The following is a 12,723-nucleotide window of genomic DNA, read 5'->3' as shown; positions in this document are numbered from 1 at the left end:
TCCGGAATGAATATTCATTCCTGTCCTTATAAAGCTATAGAATCAAATGATTCTAATAGCGTTCCAAGAGCTTTCTTCCAATTCTTTTACTAACTCTTTCGAGTATTCTAATTGCCCTGTTGCAATTACTTTCGTTAATTTTTCTAACGGTTGATATACAATAATAATTAAAGCAACTGGAGGCAATGGACGAAGAAAACCTTTTGCGATTCCATCTTCAATAATATTCATAAAGAAGCCTATAAAATCGTCAAATATTTTCTTACTTTGTTCATCAAGAAAATAACTATCACAGTGAGAATTTGTAAATAAAAAAGCATCCACATTGTTTCTCGCAAATTCAAATAAACGGTTATACGTATGACTAAACTGTTCACGAATATTTGCTTCAACAGGAAAATCCGTTTTTATCATTTCAGAAAGCTGTAACATACTTTTTGAAAATAATGAGTTAACAAGCGCCTCTTTATTTTCAAAATAGCGATAAATAGTACCCGCACCGACATTTGCTTTTTCAGCGATCATTGGAATTGTCGTACCATCGTAACCACGTTCTGCAAAAAGTTGCATCGCAGCATCAAAAATGTCTTCTTGTTTATTTTTAGCCATTTTTTCACCTCTATTTTCAGGAATGAAAATTCATTCCGTTTTCAATTATAAATTACAGGGAATAAAAGTCAAGTGCATGACAATGTATAGTTGCGATTTTATTCCCTTGTTTGTGAATACAATTATATCAGCGATTTTCAGGATATATCGACTTACCGACAAAAATTAATAAGATGAGATGGAGCTATCCCAAAATTTTGTTCGAAACAACTCCATCTTATATGCAAATTAAAAGAAATCATAAATAAACGGCTTGTGCACTGGTACTACATTCTCAAATGCCCGTATTTCCTCTTCGCTTCCGCTAATTAATTCTAATTCATTTAGTTCTAATGGACGTTTATATCCAAGCATTATTGCCGATAGCGCATTTATATCCAGTTTAATTCCTTTTTCCGTTGTTTCTTCTACAATTGTTATTTCATAATTTGCAAGTCTCACCGATACATTATTCCACGGTGCAAATGAATCTGTAATATGTAAAATGACTTCTTGTTGTACATTGTTCCAGTTTAACTCATATTGTTTTAAGAACTGCTCTACATCTACAATTCTTCCCATAAAATATGGTTTTATTTCTGTCTTCACACGTGGCTCTTGCAATGTATATAACAACGGTTCGTTTTCATTTACTGTCATTTCAAGTTCTTTAATCATAGAATCATGCTGGCAAATAAAGTTCCATAGACCATTTCGTGCTTCATTATGCAGTGGTACAAATTCTTCTACAGTCATTTTAGATTTTTCTATTTTATATAACATGTAACCTGCTGCAGTTTTATTTTCATCGTAGTAAATTGCTAATGTTAAATCATCATAAACTGCTTGTAACCACCATTTTTCATTTCGAACTAGCATACCAGAAAAACGTTCTGCAAATGTTTCATAAAGCTTCTCGACTTCTTCTGAGTGATTTTCTTTATTGAAACGTTTCACAGTACCATTCACTTGTTTTTTCATAACTAAATCACTCTTTGTCAAATGACATACGAGAAGATTCGCACAAAGTTCCCAGCCATATTTACGGTAAAATGCAACAGCAAATGGATGTAGCATCGATACTGTATATCCATCTTTTTTCATCGTTTGAAGTGAATGTTGAAGCAATTCTTTCACATAACCGCTTCTTCTGTATTCTGGATACGTTGCTACCCCTGCAACGCCACCCATTTTAAATTTTTCTTTTCCTATGTAAATATGAAACGGAATAAGGTGTAGTTTTGCTGCTAACTCCTCCCCTTCCATAATACCGTATACTTCATGACTTTCTTTCATTTTTGTAAGTTGTTGCTGCATTCGTTCTTCTTCTACTTTATATTGGAAAGCGTATTCTGATAAGCGTAATGCTTCTCTAAATTTATCTTCTTTTAATCGTATAACGTTCATATATTTCTCCTCCATTCCTTATTTGAATTGTATCATAATTCTCAATATTACAGTACGGTGAATGAAATTATAGAGACTTAACGACACGAGTCCATAATAAAAAAGCAGATACATCCCGTACCTGCTTCTCATAACTTTATCCCGCTTTAACGGGCAGTAAGACCCCCACCTCAAAATTCAGCGAAAGCAAAGAATTTAGGTAGGGGATCAACTGCCCGTTAAAGTCCGATTGGTTCAACTAATAATCAGTGGGGGATGAAGAACCCCCCACTGATTAAAGTTTCACTTTATTTAGCTAACTTTTGAAGTTCTTCGAAGAATGTAGGGTATGATACACCTACTGCTTCTGCGTCTTCAATTGTTGTTTTTCCTTCTGCTAGACAGCCGGCAATCGCAAGCATCATTCCGATGCGGTGATCACCATAACTATTTACTGTATTGCCTTTTAGAGCTGATTTTCCGTAAATGATCATACCGTCATCAGTTGCTTCTATTCGAGCTCCTAGTTTCGTTAACTCAGCAACGACTGTATCAATACGGTTTGTTTCTTTTACTTTTAATTCGTGTGCATCTTTAATTACTGTAATTCCTTCTGCTTGCGTTGCCGCTAATGCGATTACAGGAATTTCATCAATTAATCTAGGGATAATATCTCCGCCGATTTCGATTCCTTTTAATGAAGATGTTTCAATTGTAATGTTTGCAGCTGGTTCTGATGCTCCTTCGTTAATTGGCTCTACAGTAAACGTAGCACCCATTTTCTCTAAAACATCAATAATACCTGTACGTGTTGGATTCATACCTACATTTTGTAATACTAGTTTACTATTTGGAATAATTGCACCTGCTACTAAGAAAAAGGCAGCTGATGATACGTCACCTGGTACTTGAACATCTGTCGCTGTTAACTTTTGTCCACCTGCTAGTTTCACTGTTTTCCCTTCGCGAGTTACTTTGACGCCAAATGCTTCAAGCATTCTTTCCGTATGATCGCGAGAAATATGTGGTTCTGTAACAGCTGTTACACCTTCTGCACGAAGTCCTGCAAGTAAAATAGCTGATTTCACTTGTGCGCTTGCTACCGGGGAAGTGTATTCAATTGCTTTTAAATCCCCACCACGTATTGTTAGCGGTGTAAACGTTCCTTCTTCGCGGCCATCAATGTTTGCACCCATTTGTTTTAATGGATTTGTTACACGTTTCATCGGTCTTTTTGCAATAGATGCATCACCTTGTACGCAAGAGAAAAATGGTGTATTTGCCAAAATTCCTGACATTAAACGTATAGTTGTACCAGAATTACCAACATCTAATACAGCTTTCGGTTCTTGTAAACCTTCTAATCCTTTACCAACTACAGTGACTTCATCACCGTTTTGCACGATGTCTACTCCCATTTCTTTAAAACAAGAAATTGTACTTAAACAATCTGCGCCAGGCAAGAAACCTTTAATAGTTGTTTTCCCTTCTGCAATCGCGCCGAACATAACAGCGCGGTGAGAAATCGATTTATCTCCCGGAATTGTAATGTTGCCATTTAATCCGTTATTAACAGGTTGTATCGTTCTTTCCTTCACGTTTTCACCTTCTCATTTAAATTGTTTCATACGTTTGGTATTTTTCTTCTCCAAGCGCTAGCTTTGCTTTCATACGATCTTCTTCTCGTTGGAAGCTAATACGTAATACCCCAAGCAATCCTTCACGTGCTTCTAATATTTGCAAGTTCGTAATACTAATTTCCTCGCGAGCCAAAATACTCGTAATATGAGCCAATGCCCCAACTTTATCTAAAACATCGACGTATAAGTCGTGATAGGCAGGAATTGCCCCTCTCTTTCGTACTGGTAAAGAGTCACGGTATTCTTTCGCATCCGCAAAATAGTTTTGAATCTCGCCTGCATCTCCGCTAGAAACTGTATCATATAAATCTTCCATTTCAGAGATCCACTCTTTTAATAATACCATTAAATGCTCTCGATTTTGCTTAACAATATCACTCCACATTTTCGGACTACTAGATGCGATACGTGTAATGTCTTTGAAACCTCCAGCAGCTAGCTGATGAATAAGTGGATTATCTCCTGCATGTTTCTCCACTTGCTTTACTAATCCAGCGGCAATAAGATGCGGGAAATGGCTTACAATCCCTGTTACATAATCATGTTCTTCTGTATTTAAAACAAGGAAATGTGACCCTGTTCCTTTTAACCAATCTTTTAACTCTTCCACAGGTTCATTTGGCACATGATTCATTGGCGTTAAAATATAAAATGCATTTTCAAATAAATGCGCTTTTGCACTTTCAACTCCCGTTTTATGAGAACCTGCCATCGGATGTCCACCAATGAAAGAAATTTCCTTTGAAAATAAAGCTTCCGCTTCATTCATAATTGTTCCTTTTGTGCTACCAACATCGGTTACAATAACATCTTTTCGTAAACGAAATGACGCTAATTTGTGTAATAACTTCTTCGTTTCTTCAACTGGTGAAGCAAAAACAATTAAATGTGCCTCTTCACATGCATGTTGTAAATTTACTGCTATTTCATCTACTACGTGTAATTCTTTTGCACGCTCTACTTGTTCTTGAAATATATCATAACCTGTTATCGTTACATCGTGCTCTTTCTTAATTGCTAATGCGAGAGAGCCTCCGATTAAACCAGTTCCAATTAATACTACCTTCTTATGCATTTGCCTCATCTCGAGACTTTCTTTTTTTATTTTCAAAGTGTTGTTGTAACACTGAAATCACTCCTTCATTTTGCTCCCTTGTTCCGACTGTAATACGGACGCCATTTGGGAACGGACGAATAATAAATCCTGCGTGTGCACAAGCTTCATAAATCTCTCCAGCATTCTCCACTGGCAAAAAGATGAAATTTGTTTGCGATGGATAAAATGGAATATCATGTTCCTTACAAAAGCTCTCGTATTGTTGTAATCCCTCTGTATTTACACGAACTATTTCCTCAATAAACTCCTCATCACCAAAAGCAATCGTCGCTGCTTTTTGCGCTAATGAAGATACGTTAAATGGCAAACGTACGACATTTAATTTCTCGATTAACTCTTCCTGTCCAATTGCATATCCTACGCGGAAAGAAGCTAATCCGTACGCTTTAGAAAACGTTCTAAGTACAAGAATGTTTTTATGTTTTTGTAAAAGCGGTAATGTCTCTGGGAAATCTTTTGCTGTTACGTATTCATAGTACGCTTCATCAATGACAATTAACGTATTTTCACTAATCCCTTCAATGAATTGAGTCAATTTTCGGTCATTCACATATGTGCCTGTTGGATTGTTGGGATTACAAATCCATACAATTTTTGTATTGTTATCTACTACTGAAGAAATTTCGTCTAAATCGTATACACCGTTATTTAACGCAACTTCCTTCACTTCGCAACCTTCTATAATTGCATGATGACGGTACTGCGGGAATGTTGCCCCAGCCGTTACGATGTTATCTCCTGCTTTAAGTACTGCACGGCTTATGATTTGAATGACTTCATCTAAGCCACTACCGCAAAGTACTTGTTCCATTTGCACATGTAACTTATTTGCAATTGTTTGACGGAGCGTTGTAGCACCTCCGTCAGGATATAAAGCATGATCCAACCACGATTTTTGCAACTCATCTAAAACTCGTGGTGAACAGCCGAATGGATTTTCATTCGATGCTAATTTAACAAACGAATGATCTCCGTACACTTCTTTCATTTGTTCAGGTGATTTACCTGGTTTATATGGTTGTAATGATGATAGTTGATCTTTTACTTGCATGTTAAAACCACCTTTTTATTAAAATTCTTTTGCGTATTTATTATGTTGCGTAATGTTTTGTTGAATTAATTCCATACGATCTTTTCCGAATTGTTCGACTAGTGCATGTGCAAGTTCCCATGCTACAACAGATTCAGCTACTACACCTGCTGCTGGTACTGCACAGCTATCAGATCTTTCAATACTCGCTTGGAATGCTTCTTTCGTATCAATGTCAACGCTTGCTAACGGTTTGTATAATGTAGGTATTGGTTTCATTACACCTCTTACGACAATTGGCATTCCCGTTGTCATACCGCCTTCTAAACCGCCGGCATTATTCGTTTTTCTCGTGTATCCTTGTTCTTCATCCCATAAAATTTCATCATGCACTTTACTTCCTGGCTGTCTTGCCGCTTCAAAACCAACGCCAATTTCAGCACCTTTAAATGCATTAATACTCATAATCGCACCAGCAAGTTTTGCATCTAATTTACGATCGTAATGAACGTAACTACCGACGCCAATTGGCATACCTTCTGCAATAACTTCAACTATACCACCGATTGAATCTCCGCTACTTTTTGCGTTATCAATCGCATCCATCATCTCTTGTTCTACTTCTTTATCTAAACATCGAACTGGTGAATTTTCAGTAATTGTTTGAATTTCTTCAATTGACAAGTTTGAAATATGTTTTGCTTTTACTCCACCAATTTCAAGTACATGCCCTGCTATTTCTACGCCTAATTCTTTTAAAATTTGTTTCGCAACTGCACCAGCAGCTACACGAACTGTCGTTTCTCTTGCAGATGAGCGCTCTAGTACGTTTCTTATATCACGGTGACCGTATTTAATTGCCCCGTTTAAATCCGCATGTCCTGGACGTGGTTTCGTAATTGTACGTTTCATTTCTTTACTTTCTTTTTCCGAAATTGGCTCTGCACCCATTACTTTCGTCCAATGTTTGAAATCATCATTTTTTACGATTAACGTAATGGGTGAGCCAAGTGTCATCCCATGACGAACACCACTTACAATTTCAACTGTATCTGTTTCAATTTGCATACGTCTTCCGCGTCCGTGCCCTTTTTGTCTTCTTAATAATTCTTTATTAATATGTTCCGCCGCCAGCGTTAAACCTGCTGGTACACCTTCTAAAATAACTGTTAACTGCGGTCCATGTGATTCTCCAGCTGTAATGTATCTCATTTCTCTTGCCCCTTTACTATTTTTTTGTACAAAAAAGTCCCTACTGAGCGCTCAGTAGGGACGATGTTCATCGCGGTACCACCCTAGTTGTAGACTTCTTTCGTCTACCTCTCTTCTTCTTTAACGATCATTAGACCGTCTTTCCCATCAAAACTTGACGAAAAAGATGCTCCAAGGCTGTAATTCATGCTTACCTTTGTACTGATTCACACCAACCATCAGCTCTCTTTAACAGTGAGATAAGCACTACTGTTTCCTCTTCAGCGCATATATGATATGGAATTAAGATAATTTATTTTTGAATCCTTTTAACTCTTCCATGAATTTATGGAATTCTGGAATATCCATTTGTTGTGCAGAATCTGATAATGCAACTGCAGGGTCTGGATGTACTTCAGCCATTACTGCATCTGCGCCAATTGCAAGTGCTGCTTTCGCTGTTGGTAATAATAAATCTCTACGTCCAGTTGAATGCGTTACGTCAACAACAACTGGTAAATGTGTTTCTTTCTTTAAAATCGGTACTGCTGAAATGTCTAATGTGTTACGTGTTGCTCTTTCGTATGTGCGGATACCACGCTCACAAAGAATAATTTGGTCGTTACCTTGTGCAATGATGTATTCTGCTGCATTAATGAACTCATCAATTGTTGCTGCTAATCCACGTTTTAATAATACTGGCTTGTTAACTTTACCTACAGCTCGTAGTAAATCGAAGTTTTGCATGTTACGTGCACCAACTTGAATTACATCAACGTAGTCTAATGCCATTTCAACATCATTTGGATTTAAAATTTCACTAATGATTGCTAAGTCGAATTCATCTGCTACTTGGCGTAAAATTTGTAATCCTTCTACTCCTAAACCTTGGAAATCGTATGGCGATGTTCTCGGTTTGAAAGCACCACCGCGCATTAATTTTAAGCCTTGGTCTTTCATCGCTTGCCCTACTTGACGAACTTGTTCTAAGCTTTCTACCGCACAAGGTCCCATGATGAACGTTTGTGTGCCGTTACCAATCAATTCACCTTTTACATCAACGATTGTGTTTTCTTGTTTCTTTTTACGTGATACTAGTAATGCTTTACGGTTATCATCTTCTTGTAATTCTAAGCTAGCTTTGAAGATTGTTTTGAAAATATGTTGAACCGTTGACGTTTCGAATGGTCCTTCGTTATTCTCTGCGATCATATCAAGTACTTCACGCTCACGTACTGGATCAAAACGTTTCGTACCTTGTACTTGCTTTTGCTCCCCAATTTTTTGAACGATTTCACCACGTTTGTTTAAAAGGTGTAATAGTTGTAAGTTAATTTCATCTACCTGTTTACGTAATTGATCTAATTCATGATTTGCCATTTGGAAATCCTCCTCTAATGTTTTAAAAGTATAGTAAGAGAATGAAAAATTCTCTATTTTCTGAACTGGTCAATTATACAAATTTAAAGTGGAATCGATACCTCTTCTTATTTTAAACTAATAATTCGTACAAAGACACTCTCTACTAGTTAAAAACCCACTTTTTTTGTACAAAAAATCCCTACTGATGCAATCAGTAGGGACGATATTTATCGCGGTACCACCCTAGTTGTAGACTTCTTTCGTCTACCTCTCTTCATTGTTAACGATCATCTGACCGTCTTTCCCTTCATAAAGATAAATACTATCTTTACTACGAAAAAGATGCTCTAGGACTGTAATTCGCTCTTGTTTTTGTACTGGTTCACACCGACCACCAGCTCTCTGTTACAGGGAAACAACAACTACTGCTTTTCCTTTCAACGCATACATATTTAATTTTCAAGTTGGGCCACTAAAATACAAAAAGTCCCTACTGAATAAATCAGTAGGGACGATATTTATCGCGGTACCACCCTAGTTGTAGACTAAATTTCTGTCTACCTCTCTTCACTGTTAACGATCAATTGACCGCTTTTTCTTCATAAAGACAATACTATCTTTACTACGAAAAAGATGCTCCAAGACTGTAATTCATGATTATCTCTGTACTGGTTCACACCAACCACCAGCTCTCTGTTACAGTAAGACTAACCACTACTGTGATCTCTTCATTGCACTTTGTTTATTCAAATGTTTTTTGAAATTGAATAAGTATGATTCGTATTATAGAACGCTTTTCAAAACACTGTCAACAACTTTTTATATATTTTTTAAAATTCCACTTTCGCCCTACATTTCTTCTTGTAAATTCTCCATAACAATTCCGATGCGAATTATCTCATTATCTATTGCATTTATTACACATTTTTCTACTCTATACCCGATTAATAATTCTTTTATTTGAATGATTTCCGTTTCAAGTAAATCCGCTTCCTGAAGCGTTTGCAGTAAAGTAAAAAATACGTTTGCATACAACTCTTTATACATTTTTATACTTTCTGTCTTCTCAAGTATTTCATTAAATAACTGTTTTAACTCCGTTTGATTTCCCTTTCCACCTACGTCCGAAAATGATTTACAAATTATCGATAACCCTCTTTCTACTATTTCATCCATAAATAAAATAATACGTAAAAGCATTACATATTCTCTAGCTGTGATTTCACCCATTTTCGGTCGTTCTCGCAAAAATATACTAAGCCAAGCTGCCCAAAATTTTTGTTGCTCTTTTGCGCTTAACGTTTTGACGTAATAGCATAAAAACTGCATAAACTTAATTTTATTTTCTTCATTTTCTCGTATAAGTAAAGGGTATAACCAGTCTGTTTTTTGTTCCCAATACAGTACACATTTAATAAATACAAAACTGAGCCATTTTAAGAAAGCTTCCCTCGTATGCGGATGTAATACTTCCAAATGTTCTACTGCATACTTAATAAATTGCTTCATTTCTGTAAATAAAGGTAAATTGATTTGTGTGTAACACAAGCCGGCCCATGCATATTTCGTGATTTCATTTTCCTTCTTTAACTCTAAGTACGGTAACAAATATTTTCGGCACCATTGCTTCTCAATATGATAAAGAAATGTAATATCTGCTACTAAACGAGCTATCATAAAATTTGTTCGTTCTGTACTAATTCTTACTTGTTCTTCAAATAAAAATAAATATTCATACACATTGCGATCGTATAAATGATCATATGATAACAGTTTTAATAGTACAGCTGTCATTTTCCCAACAGGATGCTGAATCGATTCATTGTAAAAATCTTGTTTTCCAAGCTTAAAATCCGTGTCACTTTTCATTACTTGAGGGAATACCGAAAAAGCAAACCGCTTTACATTGCGTATACTATTTTCCTCTAACTCTTCTAATCGATTACTAATTTCATATAGAAAGCTACTAATTAACCAATGAAAAGCTGTATTTCTAACGAATTTCTGTAATAGAGGAATAACTTTTTGTATTTGTTCATTTGTCAGTCCTCGGTTATTTCGCCACTCCCTAATACAAACAAACCATACTTCATTACTTATTTCGTGCATTCCAACTAATTGATATGCAAATGAAATACTCCATTCTGTATTCAATTTACATGCTTTCGATAACATCTCTAAAAAATGACGTTGTTCAAAAACACCATCTTGAGAAAATTGCTGAACTTGCTTCATAATTTCATCGTCTTTTAGTTGCAATAATCCATCAGCTGTCACATTACAAGTAATACTTTGTTCTGCCGCCTCTTTCTTTTGTACACTGTATCGCTCAGAATGAAAATGAGGATGTTTTTGCTTCATTAACTCGTAACCTTTTGCCGTAGATGGACTATTCGAATCACAAGTGAATAATAAATCCAACACGAAACAAACATCAAATGCTCTTTCCTCCGCAAGGTCCTTTAATACAATTTGAATGACTTCTTCCTTTGTTTTTTCTAAAGAGAGTGCGTAATGATTTTTTATAAGTTGAAAAACTTCTTGTTTATACGTGACGTCTAAAAGAATTCCTTCCTGTAACAACCATTTCATTTTCTCATCGGCGCTAACAAATACATTTTTATTCATCGCATCAATTGCAATTCGATTTTGAAGTACGCTGTTTGCTTCTATCATTTCTGTAATATAATAATTTGCTTTTTTCTCATCGTTTTCACATAGATAGGTTAAACATTCTTTTACAGTTTGAATTAAAAACGCTAGATCATTTTGCTGAAACTCTTTTTCCACATTTTCCTTATCCCTTTTTTTCAGCGCCGCTTGCCTTAGTGATAACATCCGCATCTTCTCTATTCCCATCATCATAATTGGAACGGCATAATAGGAAATATGCGGTTTCATCTTTTCATTCCAAATTTGCTCCACAAAAGAAAATGTAGACACGGGTAAACGACTCGATTCCTCAAGTTCTATTGATTCCCCGGTATCATTTCCCCACTTTCTTTCACGCTTCAACTTAAGTTTGCCGTCCAAAATAAACGTTAGTAACAATAAAGCGATTTCTTTATGCTCAGGAAAAGAACATTTTTGCAGTAAGTAAGAAATTGTTTCGATCGATTTACTATCTTTTTCAGCTGTTTCTAATAAAAGCAGTGTCCACCTTGCAAACAACAACGGGTCCATTTTCATTTTCGTTTCGTTTAAGTAGCTACAAATTGTTCTCCATAATAACGGAGATAGTTTAGAATGATTTTTAAAAATTAATTGAAATAATTCTTTTTGATGACTAAAAAGAAATTGTTCCACTAACCATTTTGCAAGTAATTCATCTACCTCATTATAGTTTGATGTAATTAAAAATAAATTTTGTAATTTCCCTTCCGCTTCAAGCCATTCCACCCATTCATAATCGTGAGCAAATTCAACGAAGTAGCGGACTGTTTCAATTTTTTTTATAGATTGTTTTATGTATGATAATTGTTCCTGCTCTACTGACGGCGGTACTGTTACTATGTCACGAATTCGCATTCGTTTTGTAATATAATTATCCCCCATTAACTCCGCCCATCGTTTTACTGCTTTAACGAGAGATTGATGATTATTACCTTTATTCGGATATACAATCGGCCGTATTCCTAAATGCTCCCAGTGGTACGTATTTTCCCCTTGTGCGACAAATGCATAACGTCTTGTACTTGGTGGTAAACCAGTTGCTAAATATTTCATTACTGGGTCATTATGGCTATATCCAACGAATAAAACGGTATAATTCGAGAATAAATCAACTAAAAATCTTCTTGCCCATCCTTCTGTCAAGTAAGCCCTTCCAAAATCACCATCTGTTAAAATTAACGCTTCTTTTTCTTGTTCTATATTGCCATGTATGTAAGCGAGTCCTTTAAACGCTCTACCTGTAGGTAACGCAGGTGCGTAATATACGTTTAATTCTCTATTCATTTCTTTCATTGCAGTTGTAAAATGTCGATCAAAATTTGTTGTTACAATACGGACTTCTGTATCTAAAGGAAACAACCTCGGAATCGCATAATGAAGCGGATTCGGCTTTGACTTTTCAATATGAACTAAATCTCTTGCAACTTGGTGTACATCTTTTGTTTTCGCAATTTTACCAAGATAATAATCATGCGGTTCTGTAATTTCACGTTTTTCGACATATAACGTTTTTGCAATTTCATCAACTAAATCATCAAAATTCGGTAAGTTTGATTTCCCTTTCATAGAAACTCCCGCTCCAACAAATAGCACTAACTTTCCTTTTTCAAGATGATCAATTAACTCGTCTGGAATTTCTACTTCTGAAGTAATCCACACCGAGGATTCCCCCCTTACCTAAAAATGTCATATACTCTCATTTTACTATAACATTTCCCCTTTGTTTTTTTAAATAT

At 35.8% G+C, this 12,723-nt stretch carries 8 protein-coding genes and 3 other annotated features; all 8 genes read right to left on the bottom strand.

Annotated elements, in window-relative coordinates:
* Positions 1–42: 42 nt before the first annotated feature.
* The gene (locus ACTFNE_RS05540; RefSeq protein WP_001107307.1) at positions 43–609 is read right to left on the bottom strand and encodes a TetR/AcrR family transcriptional regulator; all 567 of its coding nucleotides are present in this window, start codon (positions 607–609) and stop codon (positions 43–45) included.
* Between the two features lie 228 nt (positions 610–837).
* Positions 838–1,995, bottom strand: coding sequence for a GNAT family N-acetyltransferase (locus ACTFNE_RS05535; protein ID WP_270704945.1), 1,158 nt, complete (start codon positions 1,993–1,995; stop codon positions 838–840).
* Positions 1,996–2,282: 287 nt separating this feature from the next.
* Positions 2,283–3,572 carry a 3-phosphoshikimate 1-carboxyvinyltransferase gene (gene aroA / locus ACTFNE_RS05530; protein ID WP_001992162.1) on the bottom strand — a complete coding sequence of 430 codons (1,290 nt, stop codon included), beginning with the start codon at positions 3,570–3,572 and terminating at the stop codon, positions 2,283–2,285.
* Positions 3,573–3,588: 16 nt separating this feature from the next.
* The gene (tyrA, locus tag ACTFNE_RS05525) at positions 3,589–4,689 is read right to left on the bottom strand and encodes a prephenate dehydrogenase (RefSeq protein WP_000549201.1); all 1,101 of its coding nucleotides are present in this window, start codon (positions 4,687–4,689) and stop codon (positions 3,589–3,591) included.
* Complete coding sequence (hisC, locus tag ACTFNE_RS05520; protein ID WP_270704946.1) at positions 4,682–5,782, bottom strand: histidinol-phosphate transaminase; 1,101 nt, start codon at positions 5,780–5,782, stop codon at positions 4,682–4,684. The genes tyrA and hisC overlap by 8 nt, the downstream gene beginning before the upstream one ends.
* A gap of 18 nt (positions 5,783–5,800) precedes the next feature.
* The gene (gene aroC, locus ACTFNE_RS05515) at positions 5,801–6,973 is read right to left on the bottom strand and encodes a chorismate synthase (protein ID WP_001269406.1); all 1,173 of its coding nucleotides are present in this window, start codon (positions 6,971–6,973) and stop codon (positions 5,801–5,803) included.
* A 53-nt stretch (positions 6,974–7,026) separates the two neighbouring features.
* Positions 7,027–7,246 (bottom strand) — a binding site (T-box leader).
* A gap of 9 nt (positions 7,247–7,255) precedes the next feature.
* Positions 7,256–8,332, bottom strand: coding sequence for a bifunctional 3-deoxy-7-phosphoheptulonate synthase/chorismate mutase (locus tag ACTFNE_RS05510; RefSeq protein ID WP_001273581.1), 1,077 nt, complete (start codon positions 8,330–8,332; stop codon positions 7,256–7,258).
* Between the two features lie 195 nt (positions 8,333–8,527).
* Positions 8,528–8,764 (bottom strand) — a binding site (T-box leader).
* A 54-nt stretch (positions 8,765–8,818) separates the two neighbouring features.
* Positions 8,819–9,055, bottom strand: a binding site (T-box leader).
* 108 nt (positions 9,056–9,163) lie between these two features.
* Positions 9,164–12,646, bottom strand: coding sequence for a DUF4020 domain-containing protein (locus ACTFNE_RS05505; RefSeq protein ID WP_270704947.1), 3,483 nt, complete (start codon positions 12,644–12,646; stop codon positions 9,164–9,166).
* Positions 12,647–12,723 lie beyond the last annotated feature (77 nt).

This window comes from Bacillus cereus group sp. MYBKT111-2 (assembly GCF_051915205.1).
GTDB classification, from domain to species: Bacteria; Bacillota; Bacilli; order Bacillales; family Bacillaceae_G; genus Bacillus_A; species Bacillus_A paranthracis.
This window is presented reverse-complemented; position numbering and strand designations above follow the sequence as displayed.